This is a genomic window from Pseudomonas trivialis (assembly GCF_036864995.1).
GTDB classification, from domain to species: Bacteria; Pseudomonadota; Gammaproteobacteria; order Pseudomonadales; family Pseudomonadaceae; genus Aquipseudomonas; species Aquipseudomonas trivialis.
In genome coordinates, this window is sequence record NZ_CP142151.1 from 4,392,843 (window position 1) to 4,413,829 (window position 20,987).

Annotated in this window: 21 protein-coding genes and 1 pseudogene; 1 reads left to right on the forward strand and 21 read right to left on the reverse strand. The window is 60.5% G+C overall.

The window, feature by feature from the left end:
- Nucleotides 1-341 precede the first annotated feature (341 nt).
- Entirely contained in the window at nucleotides 342-2,021 is a 1,680-nt protein-coding gene (leuA, locus tag VRB54_RS19290) for a 2-isopropylmalate synthase (RefSeq protein ID WP_057007270.1), read from the forward strand.
- A 116-nt stretch (nucleotides 2,022-2,137) separates the two neighbouring features.
- Here the strand turns inward: leuA and VRB54_RS19295 are convergent, their stop codons facing one another.
- The 21 genes and pseudogenes from VRB54_RS19295 to trmJ all read right to left on the reverse strand — a co-directional run bounded on the left by VRB54_RS19295 (nucleotide 2,138) and on the right by trmJ (nucleotide 20,955).
- The gene (locus VRB54_RS19295; protein WP_338478408.1) at nucleotides 2,138-2,929 is read right to left on the reverse strand and encodes an amidohydrolase; all 792 of its coding nucleotides are present in this window, start codon (nucleotides 2,927-2,929) and stop codon (nucleotides 2,138-2,140) included.
- The gene (locus VRB54_RS19300; protein WP_338478409.1) at nucleotides 2,917-4,065 is read right to left on the reverse strand and encodes a pyridoxal phosphate-dependent aminotransferase; all 1,149 of its coding nucleotides are present in this window, start codon (nucleotides 4,063-4,065) and stop codon (nucleotides 2,917-2,919) included. Before VRB54_RS19300 ends, VRB54_RS19295 begins: the two co-directional genes overlap by 13 nt.
- Before the next feature lie 124 nt (nucleotides 4,066-4,189).
- Nucleotides 4,190-5,659, reverse strand: coding sequence for a ribosome biogenesis GTPase Der (der, locus tag VRB54_RS19305; RefSeq protein WP_231423471.1), 1,470 nt, complete (start codon nucleotides 5,657-5,659; stop codon nucleotides 4,190-4,192).
- Between the two features lie 133 nt (nucleotides 5,660-5,792).
- Nucleotides 5,793-6,944, reverse strand: coding sequence for an outer membrane protein assembly factor BamB (gene bamB / locus VRB54_RS19310; RefSeq protein WP_032871575.1), 1,152 nt, complete (start codon nucleotides 6,942-6,944; stop codon nucleotides 5,793-5,795).
- Nucleotides 6,937-7,578, reverse strand: a complete 642-nt coding sequence (locus VRB54_RS19315; RefSeq protein ID WP_338478410.1) for a YfgM family protein — start codon at nucleotides 7,576-7,578, stop codon at nucleotides 6,937-6,939. The genes bamB and VRB54_RS19315 overlap by 8 nt, the downstream gene beginning before the upstream one ends.
- 42 nt (nucleotides 7,579-7,620) lie before the next feature.
- Entirely contained in the window at nucleotides 7,621-8,910 is a 1,290-nt protein-coding gene (gene hisS, locus VRB54_RS19320) for a histidine--tRNA ligase (protein ID WP_338478411.1), read from the reverse strand.
- A gap of 23 nt (nucleotides 8,911-8,933) precedes the next feature.
- Nucleotides 8,934-10,043: a flavodoxin-dependent (E)-4-hydroxy-3-methylbut-2-enyl-diphosphate synthase gene (gene ispG / locus VRB54_RS19325; protein WP_338478412.1), complete on the reverse strand. Its 1,110-nt coding sequence runs from the start codon at nucleotides 10,041-10,043 to the stop codon at nucleotides 8,934-8,936.
- Nucleotides 10,044-10,045: 2 nt separating this feature from the next.
- Nucleotides 10,046-11,032 (reverse strand): RodZ family helix-turn-helix domain-containing protein, encoded by a 987-nt coding sequence (locus VRB54_RS19330; RefSeq protein WP_338478413.1) that lies wholly within the window; start codon nucleotides 11,030-11,032, stop codon nucleotides 10,046-10,048.
- Nucleotides 11,032-11,790, reverse strand: coding sequence for a type IV pilus biogenesis/stability protein PilW (pilW, locus tag VRB54_RS19335; RefSeq protein ID WP_338478414.1), 759 nt, complete (start codon nucleotides 11,788-11,790; stop codon nucleotides 11,032-11,034). Before pilW ends, VRB54_RS19330 begins: the two co-directional genes overlap by 1 nt.
- Nucleotides 11,791-11,815: 25 nt before the next feature.
- Nucleotides 11,816-12,951 (reverse strand): annotated as a pseudogene (rlmN, locus tag VRB54_RS19340) (23S rRNA (adenine(2503)-C(2))-methyltransferase RlmN); the annotation flags it as partial.
- A gap of 29 nt (nucleotides 12,952-12,980) precedes the next feature.
- Nucleotides 12,981-13,406: a nucleoside-diphosphate kinase gene (gene ndk / locus VRB54_RS19345; protein ID WP_003175956.1), complete on the reverse strand. Its 426-nt coding sequence runs from the start codon at nucleotides 13,404-13,406 to the stop codon at nucleotides 12,981-12,983.
- Between the two features lie 91 nt (nucleotides 13,407-13,497).
- A complete protein-coding gene (gene iscX / locus VRB54_RS19350; protein WP_003238461.1) occupies nucleotides 13,498-13,698 on the reverse strand; it encodes a Fe-S cluster assembly protein IscX in 201 nt (66 codons plus the stop codon).
- A 14-nt stretch (nucleotides 13,699-13,712) separates the two neighbouring features.
- Nucleotides 13,713-14,054 carry an ISC system 2Fe-2S type ferredoxin gene (gene fdx / locus VRB54_RS19355; RefSeq protein ID WP_209984570.1) on the reverse strand — a complete coding sequence of 114 codons (342 nt, stop codon included), beginning with the start codon at nucleotides 14,052-14,054 and terminating at the stop codon, nucleotides 13,713-13,715.
- A 3-nt stretch (nucleotides 14,055-14,057) separates the two neighbouring features.
- Nucleotides 14,058-15,920, reverse strand: a complete 1,863-nt coding sequence (gene hscA, locus VRB54_RS19360; RefSeq protein ID WP_338478416.1) for a Fe-S protein assembly chaperone HscA — start codon at nucleotides 15,918-15,920, stop codon at nucleotides 14,058-14,060.
- 53 nt (nucleotides 15,921-15,973) lie between these two features.
- A complete protein-coding gene (gene hscB / locus VRB54_RS19365; RefSeq protein ID WP_169896443.1) occupies nucleotides 15,974-16,495 on the reverse strand; it encodes a co-chaperone HscB in 522 nt (173 codons plus the stop codon).
- Between the two features lie 8 nt (nucleotides 16,496-16,503).
- The gene (gene iscA, locus VRB54_RS19370) at nucleotides 16,504-16,827 is read right to left on the reverse strand and encodes an iron-sulfur cluster assembly protein IscA (RefSeq protein WP_003175963.1); all 324 of its coding nucleotides are present in this window, start codon (nucleotides 16,825-16,827) and stop codon (nucleotides 16,504-16,506) included.
- A gap of 28 nt (nucleotides 16,828-16,855) precedes the next feature.
- Nucleotides 16,856-17,242, reverse strand: coding sequence for a Fe-S cluster assembly scaffold IscU (gene iscU, locus VRB54_RS19375; RefSeq protein ID WP_003175965.1), 387 nt, complete (start codon nucleotides 17,240-17,242; stop codon nucleotides 16,856-16,858).
- 100 nt (nucleotides 17,243-17,342) lie between these two features.
- Nucleotides 17,343-18,557 (reverse strand): IscS subfamily cysteine desulfurase, encoded by a 1,215-nt coding sequence (locus tag VRB54_RS19380; protein WP_209984576.1) that lies wholly within the window; start codon nucleotides 18,555-18,557, stop codon nucleotides 17,343-17,345.
- 50 nt (nucleotides 18,558-18,607) lie between these two features.
- Nucleotides 18,608-19,099 (reverse strand): Fe-S cluster assembly transcriptional regulator IscR, encoded by a 492-nt coding sequence (gene iscR / locus VRB54_RS19385; RefSeq protein ID WP_057007282.1) that lies wholly within the window; start codon nucleotides 19,097-19,099, stop codon nucleotides 18,608-18,610.
- Between the two features lie 300 nt (nucleotides 19,100-19,399).
- Entirely contained in the window at nucleotides 19,400-20,182 is a 783-nt protein-coding gene (cysE, locus tag VRB54_RS19390; protein ID WP_338478417.1) for a serine O-acetyltransferase, read from the reverse strand.
- Nucleotides 20,183-20,184: 2 nt separating this feature from the next.
- Complete coding sequence (gene trmJ / locus VRB54_RS19395; RefSeq protein ID WP_338478418.1) at nucleotides 20,185-20,955, reverse strand: tRNA (cytosine(32)/uridine(32)-2'-O)-methyltransferase TrmJ; 771 nt, start codon at nucleotides 20,953-20,955, stop codon at nucleotides 20,185-20,187.
- Nucleotides 20,956-20,987: the final 32 nt, after the last annotated feature.

Genomic DNA, 20,987 nt, shown 5'->3' on the forward strand with positions numbered 1-20,987 from the left:
CGCCCTTCCCTTTCGCTTCCATTTAAAATTGCGACCGCAGAATACTTGCCGCAAAAAAAGATCAATAAAGTACAAAAAACAGCTTTAAAGCATCAAAAAAAGACAAACAAAGAGTAATTTCATCAATTTTTTTCACTGACTTGCCATCTTTCACCCCTGCGGTTAGGGTTGAGCACATGAAAACCTCTCACACCCTCATTCAGCTCCGCCAGCACCGCAGCCTGTGCCTTGTAAGCGCACGACTGCCAGGCTGAATCGATCTGCCTCGTCCAAAGCTTTATTCCCAATAACAGTTTCACGGCAGGCCGCCTTTTCTCGGCCCCTCAACCAAGGATTTCCCGATGAGCATGCTCAAAGACCCTTCTTCGAAATACCGCGCTTTCCCGACCATTGATATTCCGGACCGCACCTGGCCGTCGAAGACCATCACCAGCGCGCCGATCTGGTGCAGTTCCGACCTGCGTGATGGCAACCAGTCACTGATCGAGCCGATGGACGCCGCCAAGAAACTGCGCTTCTGGAAGACCCTGGTCGCCGTCGGCGTGAAGGAAATCGAAGCCTCGTTCCCGGCCGCTTCGCAAACCGACTTCGACTTCGTGCGCACCCTGATCGAGGACAACCACATCCCCGAGGACACCACCATCCAGGTGCTGACCCAGGGCCGTGAAGACTTGATCGCACGCACCTTCGAATCCCTGCGCGGCGCGAAAAAGGCCATCGTGCATTTGTACAACGCCACGTCGCCGTCGTTTCGCCGCATCGTGTTCAACCAGGACAAGGACGGCATCAAGGCTATCGCGGTCAACGCGGCCAAGCTGTTCGTCAAATACGCCGCGCAGCAGCCGGAAACCCAGTGGACCTTCGAGTATTCCCCGGAAACCTTCAGCGCCACCGAGCTGGAATTTGCCAAGGAAGTCTGTGACGCCGTGATCGAGGTGTGGAACCCGACACCCGCGCACAAGATGATTCTCAACCTGCCGGCCACCGTCGAATGCGCCACGCCGAACATCTATGCCGACCAGATCGAGTGGTTCGGTCGTCATATCAATCGCCGTGACAGCGTGATCATCAGCCTGCACACTCACAACGATCGTGGCACCGGCGTGGCCGCCACCGAGCTGGGCCTGATGGCCGGCGCCGACCGTGTCGAAGGCTGCCTGTTCGGTAACGGCGAGCGCACCGGCAACGTCGACCTGGTCACCGTGGCCCTGAACATGTACACCCAGGGCCTCGACCCGCAGCTGGACTTCTCCGACATCGACGGCGTGCGCAAGGTCGTCGAGGAGTGCAACCAGATCCAGGTGCACCCACGTCATCCGTATGTGGGCGATCTGGTGCACACCGCGTTCTCCGGCTCGCACCAGGACGCGATCCGCAAGGGCTTCACCCAGCAGAAAGATGATGCGCTGTGGGAAGTGCCGTACTTGCCGATCGACCCGGCCGATATCGGCCGCAGCTACGAGGCGGTGATCCGCGTGAACAGCCAGTCGGGCAAGGGCGGCATCGCCTATCTGCTGGAGCAGGAATACGACATCAGCCTGCCGCGCCGCATGCAGATCGAGTTCAGCCAGGTGGTGCAGGCCGAAACCGACCGTGTGGGCCTGGAGATGACCGCGCCGCAGATCTACGCGTTGCTGCAACGGGAATACCTGCAGGCCAACACTCCGTACGCGCTGGTCAGCCATCGCCTGCAGGAAGAGAACGGCAACAGCCATGTCGAGGTGGAAGTCTCGGGCAAGGGCCAGGGCGAAACCAACCTGCACTGGAAAGGCAAAGGCAATGGCGCACTGGAAGCTCTGGTGGCCGGCCTGCCGATTGGTGTGGAGATCATGGATTACAACGAACACGCAATTGGCGCGGGCACCAATGCCAAGGCGGCGGCTTATATTGAACTGCGGGTGAACGGCGAACGTCCGGTCCATGGGGTGGGGATCGACGAAAACATCACTACCGCCAGCTTCAAGGCGCTGTTCAGTGCGTTGAACCGTTCGCTGAGTCAGCAGGCAGCGAAGGCGGCATAAGCAATCCAGAAGCGTTATTGGCTGGGCCGGCCTCATCGGGAGCAAGCCCCCTCCCACATTTTGATCTGTGAATACGTTCAAAATGTGGGAGGGGGCTTGCTCCCGATTGCGGTCTATCAGACAAACCGAAAACTATCAGCATCCAGATTCGCCGGAAACCGGGTGCGATACGCCGCCAATTCCGCAGCATCCAGGCACACCTGAAACACCCCGTCCGCCTCCCCCGCACTCAGCAAGGTCTCGCCCTGGAAGTCCAGCACCTGGCTGTCGCCGGTGTAACCAAAACCCTTGCCGTCCGTACCCACCCGATTCACCGCCGCCACATAGCACAGGTTTTCAATCGCCCGCGCCGGTAGCAGACGGTTCCAGTGCTGACGCCGCGCGCCCGGCCAGTTGGCGGTATACAGCAGCAGATCAGTGTCCTGGGCGTCACGACTCCACACCGGAAAGCGCAGGTCGTAGCAAATCAACGGACGAATGCGCCAGCCCTTCCACTCGAACTGCACCTGGCGCTCGCCTGGAGTGTAGTGATCGTGTTCGCCGGCCATGCGGAACAGATGGCGCTTGTCGTAGTGCAGCACCTCGCCATCGGGCCGCGCCCACAGCAGGCGGTTGCGATGGCTGCCGTCTGCCGCCCGGATGATCACGCTGCCGGTGATGACCGCAGCGTACTTTCTGGCCTGGGCCTGCAGCCAGCGGTGGGTGGGGCCGTTTTCCGGCTCGGCAAGGGTGTGCGATTCCATCGAGAAACCGGTGGTGAACATCTCAGGCAATACAATCAGGTCGGCACCCTTGGCCTGCTCCAGCAACAGTTCGAAATGGTCAAGGTTGGCCTGGCGGTCGTGCCAGGTCAGGGTGGTCTGGACCAGGGCAACCGTCAGGTTCGGCAGTGCAGTCAGATCACGCATAGTTTTTCGGCTGCTTGCTGCAGCGTCTCCTCGCGTTTGGCAAAGCACAGGCGCACCAGGCGCTGGCCTTGGGGTGGGTGCTGGTAGAACACCGAGATGGGAATGCTCGCCACACCGTGTTCGCGGGTCATCCACAGGGACATGGCGACGTCATCCAGGTCCGGGCGAATCTGTGAGTAATCCACCAGTTGAAAGTAGGTGCCGGCCACCCGAGTGAAACTCAAGCGCGACGGCGCCAGCAAATCACAGAACAGATCGCGCTTGGCCTGGTAGAACGCCGGCAGTTCGTCAACGTGCTCCGGGTGGGCGGCCATGAAGTCAGCCAGCGCGAACTGCAAGGGGGTGACGCAGCAGAAATTGACATACTGGTGCACCTTGCGCAATTCGGCCGTAAGCGCAGGTGGCGCGACGACGTAGCCGGTTTTCCAGCCGGTGACGTGGTAGGTCTTGCCGAAGGAGCTGACGACAAAGGCGCGCGGGTACAGCTCTGCATGGGCCAGCACGCTGACATGGGGCACGCCGTCGAACACCAGGTGCTCGTAGACTTCGTCGCTGAGCAGGTAGATATCGCGATCACGGATCAGGTCGGCCAATTGGTCCAGCTCGGCGCGGCTGATCAGTGCGCCGGTGGGGTTGTGCGGCGTGTTGAGGACGATCATGCGCGTGCGCGGTGACAGCGCCGCCTTGATCTTCTCGAAGTCCAGCGCGAAGCCTTGCAGGCTCAGTTGCACATGCACGCAACGGCCACCGGCCAGTTCCACCGAAGGTGCGTAGCTGTCGTAGCAGGGATCGAAGATGATGACTTCATCGCCTTGGCGAACCACTGCCTGGATCGCGCAGAAAATCGCGGCGGTTGCCCCCGGGGTGATGGTCACTTCACTGTCGGGATCCACCGATACGCCGTAACTGTGGGCGATCTTCGCCGCCACTTGCTGGCGCAGGGCCGGCAGGCCGGTCATCGGTGAGTATTGGTTATGCCCGCTGGCAACGTGTTTACCCACCGCATCGAGCAACGCCTGCGGACCGTTGAAGTCGGGGAAACCCTGAGACAGGTTGAGCGCGCCGGTTTCGGCAGCCAGTTGCGACATCGTGGTGAAAATGGTGGTGCCGACGTTCGGCAACTTGCTGGTGATCATGGGAGCCCCCTTCGGGTGAGCTGCCAGTTTTAAGCTGCAAGCTGCAAGCAGGTCAAGCAAGCAAACCGTCAGGCACAAAAAAGGGCTCCAAAGGAGCCCTCTCTCGCCACCACTCAACGCGGTGTTATTTCTTGTCGCGGCGCTTCTTGTCGGCCTTCTTGTGGTGAGTCATCAAACGACGCTTCTTGTTCACCTGACGGTCCGTCAGCGTGTTCTTGTTGCCTTCGTATGGGTTCTCGCCACCCTTGAATTCGATGCGAATCGGCGTACCGACCAGCTTCAAGACACGACGGTAGGTGTTTTCCAGGTAACGCACGTAAGACTTGGGCACCTTCTCTATCTGATTACCGTGGATCACGATAATCGGCGGGTTGGCACCACCCAAGTGGGCGTAACGCAGTTTGATCCGGCGGTTGTTGACCATCGGCGGCGCGTGCTCACCCACCGCGTCTTCCAGAATCTGGGTAAGGCGGTTGGTGGGCCAGCGGGTGACGGCGGACTTGAACGAGTTCTGCACGGACGCGTAGAGGTTGCCCACGCCGGTGCCGTGCAGGGCCGAGATAAAGTGGATATCGGCGAACTCGACGAAGAACAGCCGACGTTGCAGCTCGATCTTGACGAAATCGCGCTCGCTGGGCGTCATGCCGTCCCACTTGTTGATCGCGATCACCAATGCCCGACCGGCCTCCAGGGCAAAGCCCAGCAGGTTGAGGTCGTGGTCCACCACGCCTTCGCGGGCGTCCATCACGAAGATCACCACGTTGGCGTCCTTGATGGCTTGCAGGGTTTTCACCACGGAGAACTTTTCAACCTCCTCGTGGATCTTGCCGCGCTTGCGCACACCGGCAGTGTCGATCAGCGTGTACTTCTCGTCGTTACGCTCGAACGGGATGTAGATGCTGTCGCGGGTGGTGCCGGGCTGGTCGTAGACGATAACCCGGTCTTCACCGAGCATGCGGTTGACCAGGGTCGACTTGCCGACGTTAGGGCGGCCGATGATGGCGATCTTGATACCGTCTTTTTCACTCGGGCCCGGAATGCGCTTGGCTTCCTCACCTTCGGCGACGATCTCTTCTTCGCCCTCTTCTTCCCCGTCGTCATCCTTCGGGAAGTCGCGCAGGGCGATTTCCAGCATCTGGGTGATGCCGCGACCGTGGGCACCGGCGACCGGGATCGCGTCGCCCAGGCCCATCGGGCTGAATTCAGCGCGGGCGGCCTCAGGATCGATGTTGTCGATCTTGTTGGCGATCAGATAGGAACGCTTGTTGCGCTTGCGCAAGTGCTCGCCAATCATCTGGTCGGCAGCGGTGTAGCCTGCGCGGGCGTCCACCAGGAACAACACGACGTCGGCTTCTTCGATGGCCAGCAGCGACTGCTCGGCCATCTTTTCGTCCATGCCATGCTCGTCACCGGAGATACCACCGGTGTCGACAATAATGTAGGAGCGCCCCTGCCACTTTGCCTCACCGTATTGGCGATCACGGGTCAGACCGGACAAGTCGCCGACGATGGCGTCGCGAGTCCTGGTCAGGCGGTTGAACAAGGTGGACTTGCCGACGTTAGGTCGGCCCACCAGGGCGATTACGGGAACCATGCGGCTCTCCACTTCGTTATTTCAGAAAATACAAAAGCCGCTGCAAGGCAGCGGCTGGTGCTCGGGGCAGCATCGTCAAATGCCGCATGCCCCGCCGAAGCGGGGCCGCCTGGGGTTACCCCAAGCATGACTCTTACTTGATGGTCAGGGCTTCCAGCTTGCCGCTGTTGCCAAACACATAAAGCATGTTACCCACGACCAGCGGACGTGCACGCAGGCCGTCGCTGTCGATACGCTCACGACCTACGAAACGACCATCCACCTGGCTCAGCAGATGCAGGTAGCCTTCGAAGTCGCCCACCGCCACATAGCTGGAGAACACTTCCGGTGCCGACAGTTGACGGCGAGCCAGGGAATCGTTGCTCCACAGCGCGGTGGTGGAACGCTCGTCGACACTTTCAACGGTGCCGGACGCCAGGCTTACGTAGACGCTGCCAAACCCTTGGGCGACACCGGCGTAGCTGGAAGCATCACGCTGCCAGTTGACGCGACCGCTCTGCAGGTCCAGTGCGGCCACACGGCCCTGGTAAGTGGCGACGTAGAGGGTTTCACCCGACAGCAGCAAGCCGCCGTCGATGTCCACTACGCGATCCAGCTCGGAACGACCTTGCGGGATGGCCACTCGGGTTTCCCAGGCCGGTACGCCGTTCTGGGTGTTCAGGGCGACCACTTTACCGGTCGACAGGCCTGCAACGGCCAGATTGTTGGTGACAATCGGACCACTGGTGCCGCGCAGGGTCAGTACCGCCGGCGTGCTGTCATACAACCAGCGCTGCTCGCCGGTGCTGGCGTCCAGGCCGATCACCCGATCATCCTGGGTCTGCACCACGACGATATCGCCGTTGGTGGCAGGCGGTGCGAGCACTTCGCTGGTCACGCGAGCGCGCCATTTCTCTTCACCGGTACTGGAATCCAGCGCCACGACTTCGCCCTTGAGCGTGCCGAGCATGACCATGCCGTATCCCACGCCAACGGCGCCGGACACAGGCAACTCGAGGTCTTTTTTCCACTTCACGTCGCCGGTCATGCGATCCATGGACACGACCACGCCGGTCACGTCAGCGGCCACGATGTTTTCGCCGTCGATTGCCGGCACCAACATGTTGTAGGTGTCGCCCTGGCCATCACCGATGGAGCGGCTCCACTGCTTCTGCAAAACCACTTCTTCCTTGAAAGTGGTCAGCTCGGCCGGAGGCAGTTCTTTTTTACTGTTGCTGCTGCAACCCGCGGCCAGAACGGCCAGAGCCAGCAATGCTGCATGTTTCCAACGGATCACGTCACGCATCCCCTTTGGTCAAGTCGTCGAGCTTGATTTGTAAGCCACCGACCGCCGCTTCATCAGACAGCGCAGCCTTGGCCTTCTTGTACGCAGCATTGGCTTCGTCGGTACGACCCAATTGGACCAGGAGGTCGCCCTTGAGCTCTTCGCGAGTGGCTACAAATGCCTTGTCCGCATCGCCGTCGAGCAGTTTGAGTGCTTCGTCGGCCTTGTTCTGTGCCGCCAGTACCTGAGCCAGGCGCTGACGGGCGATTTCACCCAGGGTCGGGTTGGTCGGTTTGTCGGCGATGGCCTTCAGTTCAACGGCAGCATCGTCCAGCTTGCCGGTATCGACCGCCACCTTGGCGACGAACAGGCTACCGTATTGAGCGTAGGTGCTGCCGCCAAATTCGCTTTTCAGCTTGCCAGCCAGGTCTGCAACCTGGGCCGGGTCAGGCTTGCCGTCCGGCGTCAACGTGGTTTCCAGCAACTGCTGATACAGAACCGAGGCGCCCTGGGACTGGTTGGCCTGATATTTGTGCCAGGCCTGCCAGCCGAACACCACCACCAAAGCGAGCAGACCGCCGGTAACCAGAGGCTTGCCGTTACGCTGCCACCAGTCCTTGAACTCGGTCAGTTGATCATCATCAATACTCGACACCCCAATACTCCTTAAATCGCTAAATTCGGCTGTTCGACAGCTTCAACCCTGCACAACGCAGGTGGCCAGGTGCGCGGCGAGCGCATCAAAGGCAATGTTCTGTTGCTCGCCCTGGCCACGCAGGGGTTTGAAACCTATCACCTGCTGGGCCAGTTCGTCATCGCCGAGGATCAGCGCATACAGCGCACCGCTCTTGTCGGCCTTCTTGAATTGGCTCTTGAAGCTGCCGGCGCCGGCATTGATCTGCAGGCGCAGGTTTGGCAGTTGGTCACGCACCTGTTCGCTCAAGGCCAGGGCGGCCAGCTCGGCGGCCTCGCCAAAGGCGCACAGGTACACGTCCACTTGCCGGGCGATTTCTTCCGGGACCTGCTCCAGGGTTTCCAGCAGCAGGATCAGGCGCTCGATGCCCATGGCAAAGCCTACGCCGGTGGTGGGCTTGCCGCCCATCTGCTCGACCAGCCCGTCGTAACGGCCGCCCGCGCACACGGTGCCCTGGGCGCCAAGCTTGTCGGTGACCCACTCGAACACTGTCTTGCTGTAGTAATCGAGGCCGCGCACCAGTTTAGGATTGATGACGTAAGGAATCCCGGCGGCATCCAGACGCGCCCTGAGGCCGTCGAAATGCACACGGGACTCGTCGTCCAGGTAGTCGGCCATCTTCGGCGCGTCTACCAGCACGGCCTGGGTGTCGGCGTTCTTGGTATCAAGTACGCGCAACGGGTTGGTTTTCAGACGGCGCTGACTGTCTTCGTCCAGCTTATCCAGATGGGCGGACAGGTACTCGACCAGGGCTTCGCGGTAGCGGCCCCGGGATTCACTGGTGCCCAGGCTGTTGAGTTCGAGCTTGACCGCGTCACGGATGCCCAACTGGCCCCACAGGCGCCAGGTCATCACGATCAGCTCGGCGTCGATGTCCGGGCCGTCAAGGTTGAACACCTCAAGACCAATCTGGTGGAACTGGCGATAACGGCCTTTCTGTGGACGCTCGTGACGGAACATCGGGCCGATGTACCACAACTTCTGCGGCTGACCGCCACCGGTGAGGCCGTGCTCGAGCACCGCACGCACGCAGGCGGCAGTGCCTTCCGGACGCAGGGTCAGGGAGTCGCCGTTACGGTCTTCGAAGGTGTACATCTCTTTTTCGACGATGTCGGTCACTTCACCGATGGAGCGCTTGAACAGCTCGGTGAACTCGACGATCGGCATGCGGATCTGTTTGTAGCCGTAATTATCCAGCAGGCGCGCGACCGTGCTTTCGAAGTAACGCCACAATGGCGTTTGCTCCGGCAGGATGTCGTTCATGCCACGAATGGCTTGCAGAGACTTGCTCACATCAAATCCTTAAATTCGTTCAATCAGCCGCGAGCGATCAGCGCTGCGTCAGCGGCGACCTTTTCGGCCGCTTTCTCGCGGATCAGCTTTTCCAGCTGGTCCACCAGATTGTCATTCGTCAATTTCTGCGACGGCTTGCCGTCGATGTAAATCAGGTTTGGCGTACCACCGGTAAGGCCGACATGCGCCTCCTTGGCCTCGCCCGGTCCGTTGACCACGCAGCCGATCACCGCTACATCCAGCGGCACCAGCAGGTCTTCGAGGCGCAACTCCAGGTCGTTCATGGTTTTCACCACGTCGAAGTTCTGCCGCGAGCAGCTCGGGCAGGCAATGAAGTTGATGCCACGGGAACGCAAACGCAGGGATTTGAGAATGTCGTAACCGACCTTCACTTCCTCTACGGGGTCTGCCGCCAGGGAGATGCGGATAGTGTCGCCGATCCCTTCGGCGAGCAGCATACCGAGACCCACCGCAGATTTCACTGTGCCTGAGCGCAGACCGCCCGCTTCCGTGATACCCAGGTGCAGCGGCTGCACGATTTCCCTGGCCAGCAGGCGGTAGGCTTCTACCGCCATGAACACGTCGGAAGCCTTTACGCTGACCTTGAAGTCCTGGAAATTCAGGCGTTCGAGGTGTTCAACGTGACGCAGCGCCGACTCGACCAGCGCCGCCGGGGTGGGCTCGCCGTATTTCTTTTGCAGGTCTTTTTCAAGTGAGCCGGCGTTGACGCCGATGCGGATCGGAATGCCGCGATCACGGGCAGCATCCACCACGGCGCGCACGCGGTCTTCGCGCCCGATGTTGCCCGGGTTGATACGCAGGCAGTCCACCCCGAGCTCGGCCACGCGCAGCGCGATCTTGTAGTCGAAGTGAATGTCGGCAACCAGTGGCACCTTGACCAGCTGCTTGATGCGGCCGAAGGCTTCGGCAGCGTCCATGTCCGGCACGGAAACGCGCACGATGTCGACGCCGGCTGCTTCCAGACGGTTGATCTGGGCCACGGTGGCGGCCACATCATTGGTGTCGCTGTTGGTCATGCTCTGTACGGCAATGGGGGCATCGCCGCCCACGGGTACGGAGCCGACCCAGATCTTGCGCGATACGCGACGTTTGATTGGAGATTCGCCGTGCATGACTATTGTCCCAACTTGAGGCGAGCGGTCTCGCCACTGGTGAACGGCGCCACGTCCACAGGCTGGCCGTTGTAGACCACTTGCGCGCCACGGGCATAGCCCAGACGCAGCGTCAGAGGAGGCTTGCCGCCCTGGTCAAGCGTGTCGCCCTTGCGCTTGAGGCCGCTGAACAGCACTTTGCCGTTGCCATCGGTGACTTGCGTCCAGCAGTCGGCGATGAAGGTAACCTGTACGTGCCCGTCACCGGCGATCAACGCGGGGGTCGTAGGTGCCGACATTGCAGGAGCAGCCGGGGTGACCGGAGCGGTGGTCGCCGGTGCCTGGGCAGGAGCGGCCGGCGTATGGGCCTGGGCGGTGGGCGCAGCCGGAGTGGTCGGCGCCGGCACTGCAGCGTTTGCGGTCGGGGCGGTTTCCGGCGCTGGCTGCTCGGTGGCCGGCGGCGTTTCAGGCGCGGCCTGGCTTTGCACAACGGCCTGGTCTTCCGGTTCATCCAGCGGGTGAATCTGGGTGGTGCCGTCGGCGCTTTCGACTTCGACGTGCTCCATGGCGTTACTGGTCATGTCCTTGGTGCGCTGGGCCGCCTGGTCCTGCCACCAGACGAAACCACCGCCGATCACCGCGATCAGCAGCAGCAGGCTGACAATCCGCAAAATCGTGTGGGAGACCCGCGTCGGCTCTTCGATACGCCCCAGACCATGGACGTTGCTGCCCTGGGAGTCGGTGCCGGTGAACTGATCGAACTGCTGGACCAGCACGGTTTGATCGATGCCGAGCAACTTGGCATAAGCACGGATATAACCACGGGCAAAGGTGTGCCCCGGCAGTTTGTCAAACGCGCCGGCCTCGAGGTTGCCCAGGGACGTGGCCGTCAAATTGAGCTTGAGGGCCACTTCTGCCAGCGACCAACCATTGCTTTCGCGGGCCTGACGCAAGGTGTCGCCTGGGTTTACGCGATTAGCTGCTACAACTTCCGGGTGCGCCGCTTTCATCATTGCTCCGACAGGTATTGCTGATATTCCGGCGTACCGGGATAGAGTCGTTCGAGTTGCTGGCCAAAATGTGCGGCCGTGTCGCGTTCTTCATGAACCGTCGCCAGGCGCACACCGAGCAATAGACTACGTGCATTTTGCCCGCTGAGCAGGCTAAAACGCTCGTAATAGTCACGTGCCGGCACATAATGCCTGTCTTCGTAGGACAACTCAGCCATTTCGAGCAATGCGCGAGGCTGGTGACCGTTCAGGTGCAGGGCTTTTTCCAGTTGCTGGCGCGCCAAATCGCGCTGCCCGAGGTGCATCGAGGTGACCCCAAGGTTCTCGAATACCCGCGAACGTTCCGGATACAGGGTATCGGTACTGGCTTGCTGGAAATAACGGGCGGCCTGGGCATAACGTTTCTGCTCGAACAGGAAGCTGCCGTAGTTGTTCAACAGCCGAGGATCGGCAGGCCGTGCGGACAGCGCCTTGGTGAAATACCGGTCGGCCAGCTCAGGCTCGGCCTGGGCCTTGAACACCAACGCCAAAGCTGCATTGGCGTCGGCGTCATCGCTGTCCAACTCTAGGGCCTTTTTCAACGGCACCTTGGCCTGCTCGCTCATGCCTTGCTGCAGGTAACCCAGGCCCAACTGCACATACGCCACTCGTGCCTCGTCACGGCCTTTGTCTGTTTGCAAAGGGCTGTCATGGCCCGATGAAACACAACCGGCCGCAAGACCGGTAAACAGTAACAGCAGCGCAAGGCGCAAGGGCATAGAGATCCTCTCTCAGATTCGATTCACAGCGATTTGCGGCAGATCGTCGGCGGCATTTAATTCACGCACGGCGATGTAACGTTCGCTGCGGCGGGTGCGGTCCATCACCTGCCCTACCAATTGGCCACAGGCGGCGTCGATGTCCTCACCACGGGTGGTGCGCACGGTGACGTTGTAGCCGGTCTGGTGCAGTTGATCCTGAAAACGGCGGATGGCGTTGTTGCTCGGCCGCTCGTAGCCGGAATGTGGAAACGGGTTGAACGGAATCAGGTTGATCTTGCACGGGGTGTTCTTGAGCAACTCGATCATCTCGACGGCGTGTTCGACCTTGTCGTTGATGTCCTTGAGCATGGTGTACTCAATGGTCAGCACGCGTTTCTCGCCCAGGGTCGCCATGTAACGCTGACAGGATTCGAGCAGCATCTTAAGCGGATACTTCTTGTTGATTGGCACCAATTGGTTACGCAATGCGTCATTGGGTGCGTGCAGCGACAACGCCAGAGAGACGTCGATGTGCTTGGCCAGCTCATCGATCATCGGCACCACGCCGGAGGTCGACAGGGTTACACGGCGCTTGGAGATGCCGTAGCCCAGGTCGTCCATCATCAGGTGCATGGCCGCAATCACGTTATCGAAGTTCAGCAGCGGCTCACCCATGCCCATCATCACCACGTTGGTGATGGCACGGTCGACGGTTGCCGGGACGCTGCCAAAGGATTTATTGGCAATCCACACCTGGCCGATAACTTCGGCGGCGGTGAGGTTGCTGTTGAAGCCTTGCTTGCCGGTGGAGCAGAAACTGCAGTCCAGGGCACAGCCTGCCTGGGACGAAACGCACAAGGTGCCGCGCTTGCCCTGGGGGATATAAACGGTCTCGACGCAGCTGCCGGACGCCACGCGCACCACCCACTTGCGGGTGCCGTCGCTGGAGATGTCCTCGCTGACCACTTCCGGACCACGAACCTCGGCAATGGCCTTGAGCTTGTCGCGCAGGGCCTTGCTGACGTTCGTCATGGCGTCGAAATCATCGACGCCAAAGTGGTGAATCCATTTCATTACCTGACCGGCACGGAAACGCTTCTCCCCGATTGAGTCGAAGAATTTCTCCATTTCCGGCTGAGTCAGACCCAGCAGGTTGGTTTTAACAGTCGATGTCGTCATGGATTCACCCTCACTCTTTAAGCCGATGCTTAGCGAGCGGTTACTTCAGTAGCAGCGAAAAAGTACGAAATTTCGCGAGCAGCAGCGGCTTCGGAGTCCGAACCGTGTACGGCGTTGGCGTCGATGGACTCAGCGAAATCAGCACGGATGGTGCCGGCAGCAGCTTCTTTAGGGTTGGTGGCGCCCATCAGCTCACGGTTCAGAGCGATGGCGTTTTCGCCTTCCAGAACCTGAACAACAACAGGGCCGGAGATCATGAAAGCAACCAGGTCGCCAAAGAAACCACGGGCGCTGTGCTCAGCGTAGAAGCCTTCAGCTTCGGCCTTGGACAGTTGCTTGAGTTTCGAAGCTACAACCTTCAGGCCGGCTTTTTCGAAACGAGTGGTGATCTCGCCGATGACGTTTTTTGCAACAGCGTCAGGCTTGATGATGGAGAAAGTACGTTGAACAGCCATGGTGTAACTCCAGAAACGGTAATTTACGAAAAATTAAACCCGCGAATTATACGCGGGTTATCAGGTATTGCCTAACTGCGTAAAAGGCGACTCAGTCTGCTTCTTCGATCCACAGGCCTTGAATCGCCTCGAGAACCTTTTCGCCACCCCGGTCCGGGATGTCGTCAAAATCCGGCAGTTCCATTACGAGGTTGCGCAGCTTGACGAAGTTCACCGTAAGAGGATTGACCTCAGGATGGGCTTCAGCAAGTTGTATAGCGATTTCTTGTACATCAACCCATTTCAGGCTCATGACATTTCCTTGAATCAATGCGGCGCTTCGGCTGCATGGTTGAGGGAATATTTCGGAATTTCGACAGTGATGTCTTCAGTCCCGACCTTGGCCTGGCAGCTCAGGCGCGAATGCGCTTCCAGGCCCCAGGCGCGGTCGAGAAAGTCCTCTTCCAGCTCGTCCGCTTCTTCCAGGGAGTTGAACCCTTCGCGGATAATGCAGTGACAGGTGGTGCAGGCGCAGACACCGCCGCAGGCGCTTTCGATCTCGATGTGGTTGTCATGGGCAACGTCGAGGATGGACTTGCCGGTCTCAGCCTCAACAACCATACCGTCCGGGCAGTGCTCGGCGTGTGGCAGAAAAATGACCTGCGGCATTAATTATTCCTCGATTTCATTCAGGTTGCGACCCGCCAGCGCGGCTTTTACCGACTGGTCCATGCGACGGGCGGCGAAGGCGTCGGTCACTTGCGACAGACGCTTGGTCTGCTGCTCGATGGCATAGCCATCGGTGCCTTTCATCAGTTCGGCCAGCTCCTGCATCTGCAGGTCGATGACCATGCGCTCCTCGGCGTCCAGCAGGCGCTCGCCGTCAGCCTCAAGGGCGCCCTGCACTGCTTCAAGCAGGCGCTGAGCGTCGACTTGCTGCTCACGCAACACGCGGGCGACCTTGTCGTCACCGGCGTATTGGAACGAGTCCTTAAGCATTTTGGCGATTTCGCCGTCGGTGAGGCCGTAGGACGGCTTGACCTGAATGCTGGCTTCAACGCCCGAACCGAGCTCACGCGCAGCCACGCTGAGCAAACCATCGGCGTCGACCTGGAAGGTCACGCGAATTTTCGCTGCGCCGGCGACCATCGCTGGAATGCCGCGCAACTCGAAGCGCGCCAGGGAGCGGCAGTCGCTGATCAGCTCACGCTCGCCTTGCAGCACATGGATCATCATGGCCGTCTGGCCGTCTTTGTACGTGGTGAAGTCCTGGGCGCGGGCGACGGGGATGGTGGTGTTGCGCGGAATCACCTTCTCCATCAGACCGCCCATGGTTTCCAGCCCAAGGGACAATGGAATCACATCGAGCAACAGCAACTCGCCACCCTCGCGCTTGTTGCCGGCCAGAGTGTCGGCCTGAATCGCCGCGCCAATGGCGACCACTTGATCCGGGTCGATTTCGGTGAGCGGCTGACGGCCAAATGCTTCGGCCACCGCATCGCGCACACGGGGTACGCGAGTCGAGCCGCCGACCATGACCACCGCCACCACCTCTTCCAGCTCGATGCCGGAATCGCGCACCGCGCGGCGGCAGGCCTTGAGGCTACGCGCGACCATCGGTTCAATCAGCGCATCGAAGGCTTGGCGGGTCAGTTGGGCCGACCAGTTGCCGTAGGACACTTCAACAGAGGCAGCATCCGTCAGCGCTTCCTTGGCTGCACAGGCAGTTTGCAGCAGGTTACGCTGCGCGCCCGGGTCCAGGTCGGCGGACAAGCCGGCGCTGGTGATAATCCAGCCAGCGATGGCGTGGTCGAAGTCATCACCGCCCAGGGCGCTGTCGCCACCGGTGGCGAGCACTTCAAACACACCGCCGGTCAGGCGCAGAATCGAGATATCGAAGGTGCCGCCGCCCAGGTCGTAGATCGCGACCAGGCCTTCGGCGTGCTGATCTAGGCCATACGCCACTGCGGCTGCGGTTGGCTCGTTGAGCAGGCGCAGCACGTTGAGGCCGGCAAGTTTCGCCGCGTCCTTGGTGGCCTGGCGCTGAGCGTCGTCGAAATACGCCGGAACGGTAATTACCGCGCCGACCAGTTCGCCGCCCAAGGTGGTTTCCGCGCGCTGGCGCAGCACCTTGAGAATATCGGCGGACACTTCCACCGGGCTTTTCGGGCCCTGCACGGTGTCGATGAACGGCATATGGGATTCGCCGCCGACAAAGCGGTACGGCAGTTGCTCACCCAGTTGCTTGACGTCGGAAAGGCCACGGCCCATCAGGCGCTTGACCGACAGCACGGTATTCAACGGATCGGTGGAGGCCGCCAGTTTGGCCGACTCGCCCACTTCGGTACGGTCCGCGTGATAACGCACAGCGGACGGCAGGATCACCTTGCCATCAGCGTCGGGCAGCGGCTCGGACAGGCCGCTGCGCAGGGCGGCGACCAGGGAATTGGTGGTGCCCAGGTCAATCCCGACCGCCAGGCGACGCTGGTGCGGTTGAGGGCTTTGGCCGGGTTCGGCGATTTGCAGTAGAGCCATGGTAATCAGGTCTTATCTGTCTATCAGGCGTGCATCACGGGCAGCACACTGGGTTAATCGTCGAGGCGCTCTTCAAGCTGGCGCACTTCGTAGGTGAGCTTGTCGAGGAACTGCATGCGCCGCATCAGGCGTTCGGCCTGTTCACGTTGCGCTGCATCATCCCAACAGGCTGCGAAGCTTTCGTTGAGCTCCTCCTGGGCCGCCTTCAGCCGACGCTTGAAGACCGCGACACCCGCCACATCGGCTTCGTCCTGCAGATCTTCGAGTTCTTCGCGCCACTGCATCTGCTGCATCAGGAAGTCCGGGTCGTGCACCGTGACTTCAAGGGGCAGCTCGCCACCGTTCATCGCGAGCAGGTAGCGCGCGCGTTTCGCAGGGCTCTTGAGCGTCTGATAGGCTTCGTTGAGGCTGGCTGATTGCTCCAGCGCCTGGCGTTGCTCGCGCTCGGAAGCGTCAGCAAAGCGGTCCGGATGCACACCACGCGCCAATTCTCGGTAGCGCGTGGCAAGCTGCTCAAGGTTCAGCCGAAAGCTCGGCTGCAGCTCGAATAAAGCGAAATGACAAGGAGTGCCCACAAGTAGCCTCAGATGTTGAAGCTTTCGCCGCAGCCACACTCACCGCGTACGTTGGGGTTGTTGAACTTGAAGCCTTCGTTCAACCCTTCCTTGACGAAATCGAGTTCGGTGCCGTCCAGGTAGGTCAGGCTCTTGGGGTCGATGATCACTTTCTCGCCGTGACTTTCGAACACCTGGTCTTCCGCAACCACCTCGTCGACAAACTCCAGCACGTAGGCAAGGCCGGAACAGCCCGTGGTGCGAACACCCAGACGAATCCCCTCACCTTTACCGCGCCCATTCAGGGAGCGGCGAATGTGCTGCGCTGCCGCTTCTGTCATGCTGATAGCCATCGTTGACTCCTTACTCGTCGCCAAATGCTTAGATCAAGCCTTTCTTCTGCTTGTAGTCGCGAACGGCCGCCTTGATGGCGTCTTCAGCGAGTACGGAGCAGTGGATTTTCACCGGCGGCAGCGCCAGTTCTTCGGCCAGCTGGGTGTTGCTGATGGTGACAGCCTCATCCAGGGTCTTGCCTTTCATCCATTCGGTCGCCAGGGAACTGGAGGCGATGGCCGAACCGCAGCCGTAGGTCTTGAACTTGGCGTCTTCGATGACGCCAGCGTCGTTGACCTTGATCTGCAGGCGCATCACATCGCCGCACGCCGGAGCGCCGACCATGCCGGTGCCCACATCAGGGTCTTCCGCGTTCATCTTGCCGACGTTGCGCGGGTTTTCGTAGTGGTCGATGACCTTTTCGCTGTAAGCCATGGTACTCAATCCTCACTCATCAGGGCCGCTCTGGAACCCTGTAGAAACGCCTGCGTTTTCCGCCACGTTCCTACAGAGTATGGGTGGCGGCTTCTATAATTTAGTGTGCCGCCCACTCGATTTTGGAGATGTCGACACCGTCTTTGAACATGTCCCACAGCGGCGACAGAACGCGCAGCTTGTTGACCGCCTCGCACACTTTCTGCGCAGCGTAGTCGACCTGCTCTTCGGTGGTGAAGCGGCCGAAGGTGAAGCGGATCGAGCTGTGTGCCAGTTCGTCGTTGCGGCCCAGAGCGCGCAGTACATACGAAGGCTCAAGGGAGGCCGAGGTGCAGGCCGAACCGGACGACACCGCCAGGTCCTTGAGCGCCATGATCAGCGACTCGCCTTCGACGTAGTTGAAGCTCAGGTTCAGGTTGTGCGGTACGCGGGCGGTCATGCTGCCGTTGACGTACAGCTCTTCAAGGTTCTCGACCTGCTTGTAGAAGCGATCGCTGAGGGCCTTGATACGAATGTTTTCGGCAGCCATGTCTTCCTTGGCTACGCGGAAGGCCTCGCCCATGCCAACGATCTGGTGGGTAGCCAGGGTGCCCGAACGCATGCCGCGCTCGTGACCGCCGCCATGCATGGCCGCTTCGATGCGCACGCGAGGCTTGCGGCTCACGTAGAGAGCGCCGATGCCTTTGGGGCCGTAGGTTTTGTGGGCCGAGAACGACATCAGGTCGACTTTCAGCTTGGACAGGTCGATGTCGACCTTGCCAGTGGACTGGGCAGCATCGACGTGCAGCAGGATACCCCGGGAACGGGTCAGCTCGCCGATGGCCTCGATGTCGTTGATGGTGCCGATTTCGTTGTTTACGTGAATCACGGAAACCAGAATGGTGTCTTCACGCAGCGCAGCTTCGATCATGGCCGGGGTGACGATACCGTCGGTGGTCGGCTCAAGGTAGGTGACCTCGAAACCTTCACGCTCCAGTTGGCGCATGGTGTCGAGGACAGCCTTGTGCTCAATCTTGGTGGTGATCAGGTGCTTGCCCTTGGTCGCGTAGAAATGCGCTGCGCCCTTGATAGCCAGGTTGTCGGACTCGGTGGCACCGGAGGTCCAGACGATCTCACGCGGGTCTGCGCCCACCAGGTCGGCAACCTGGCGACGAGCGTTCTCGACCGCTTCCTCGGCTTTCCAGCCGAATACGTGGGAGCGGGAGGCCGGGTTGCCGAAGTTTCCGTCAACCAGCAGGCATTCACTCATCTTTTGCGCAACACGCGGATCAACCGGGGTGGTCGCTGAGTAATCAAGGTAAATTGGCAATTTCATGGACTTTCTCCTAAATCAGGCTGGCTGGCGTGCCGTTAGCTCTTCGGCTGTCACTCGACGGCGGACGCTTCAATCTTGTCCAGACGCGGCGCCCTGGTGTTGCAACGGCGCTGGTCCTGACGCTGGGCTACTTCTTGCACCTCACGGCGAGTCACAAGATCAGCCAAGCTGATACCACTCAAAAACTCATGGATCTGCAGGCTCAAGTCACACCACAGGTGGTGCGTCAGGCAGGTGTCACCGGCGTGGCAATCACCCAGGCCCTGGCATTTGGTGGCATCGACGGATTCGTTGACCGCATCGATCACCTGGGCGACCTGGATGCCCTGCATCTCGCGGGACAACTGATAGCCACCACCTGGACCGCGGACGCTGGAAACCAGATTGCTGCGGCGCAATTTGGCGAACAGCTGCTCGAGGTAAGACAGTGAAATGCCTTGGCGCTCGGAGATATCGGCCAGGGACACCGGCCCGGTCTGCGCGTGCAAGGCCAAGTCAAGCATGGCGGTTACCGCGTATCGGCCTTTTGTAGTCAGTCTCATGGACAAGTACCAAGGTGTTTCAGAATGGGAGCAAGTATGCGATTCCCGAGTATTTAAGTCAACTATAAGACCTAGTACTTTAGTCAGGATTACCCGGAAAAAGGGCGCGCGAATCATAGCAGGATGGGGTGGGGACGAACAGCGGGAACGGGGGCGACGCTCAAACCCCAAGACCAATTGAGTTCAAATGTAAGAGCTGGCTGCCTGCGATTGCAGTGGGCCAGCTGCTCAAGGGGAGGCTGGTAGACCGCTATCGCGGGCAAGCCAGCTCCCACAGGAGATTTTTATGGACCTTACTATCTAACCAGCCTTGGTAGCGGCTTCGTCCTTGATCTCGGCGAAGTCTTCTTCGCGCAGCGAAGGCAAGTCCTTGGCGCAATAGCTGCTGCCCAACTCCTTGAGCGCGCCACACATGCCCTCCAGCTTGCCGTCCACCGCTTGCAGGTGGTCAAGCAACTGGCCAATGGCGCGCGCCACGGGGTCGGGCATGTCTTCGCTGACGCCGTAGGCATCGAAGCCGATTTTCTCGGCCATGGCCTTGCGCTTGGCTTCCTGCTCGTCGCCGGCTTCCGGCTTGACGATGATGCGACCGGGAATACCCACCACCGTTGCGCCGGCCGGCACCGCCTTGGTCACCACGGCGTTGGAGCCCACTTTGGCGCCGGCACCCACCGTGAACGGGCCGAGCACCTTGGCGCCAGCCCCAACCACCACGCCATTTTCCAGGGTCGGGTGGCGCTTGCCTTTGTTCCAACTGGTGCCGCCCAGGGTCACGCCCTGGTAAAGAGTCACATCGTCGCCGATTTCAGCGGTCTCGCCGATCACAATGCCCATGCCGTGATCGATGAAAAAGCGACGCCCGACCTTGGCGCCCGGGTGAATCTCGATCCCGGTCAGCCAGCGGCCGAAGTTCGACACCAGCCGTGCCAGCCACTTCCAGCCCATGCCCCAAAAGAAGCCGGACAGGCGATGGATCCAGATCGCATGCATGCCCGGGTAGCAGGTCAGCACTTCAAAGGCATTGCGCGCCGCCGGGTCACGGTGGAAAACGCTTTGGATGTCTTCTCGCAAACGCTCGAACATTGTTAATCCTTCCGCTTAAGAAGCTCGCCACGGGCCGCTTTCTGGGTTTCCGTGAGGATGCCACGCAATATGTTCATTTCCGCTCGGCTCACCGAGCTGCGCCCATACAGGCGACGCAGGCGCGCCATCAGGTGCCGTGGTTTTTCCGGATCGAGAAACTCGATGGCTACCAGGGTTTGCTCCAGGTGCTCATAGAAACGCTCCAGTTCGTCCATGGTGGCCAGCTCGCCACTCTTGGTCGACGCCACTTCATCCTTCTCGACCTTGCTCGGCTGGCCTGCCGCCGCCAGCCAGGCCATGCGCACCTCGTAGCTCAGTACCTGCACCGCGGCCCCGAGGTTCAGCGAGCTGAACTCGGGGTCGGATGGAATGTGCACATGGTAGTGACATCGCTGCAGCTCTTCATTGGTGAGGCCGGAGTCTTCACGGCCGAACACCAGGGCGATTTCAGCGCCGCCGGCAGCCTCTTCGATCACTTTAGTGCCGCACTCACGCGGGTCCAGCAGCGGCCAGGGGATGCGCCGGTCACGGGCGCTGGTGCCGAGCACGAGGTTGCAGCCTACCAACGCATCTTCCAGGGTGGCAACGACCTGGGCGCTCGCGAGCAGGTCATTGGCGCCGGACGCACGGGCATCGGCCTCGTGGTGCGGGAACACCCGCGGCTCGACCAGCACCAGGCGCGTCAGCCCCATGTTTTTCATGGCTCGCGCCACCCCGCCGATGTTGCCGGGATGACTGGTATTGACGAGGACGACACGAATGTTTTGCAGCAAGGGAGGCGCTCTTGGACACGGGAAAGGGGAGC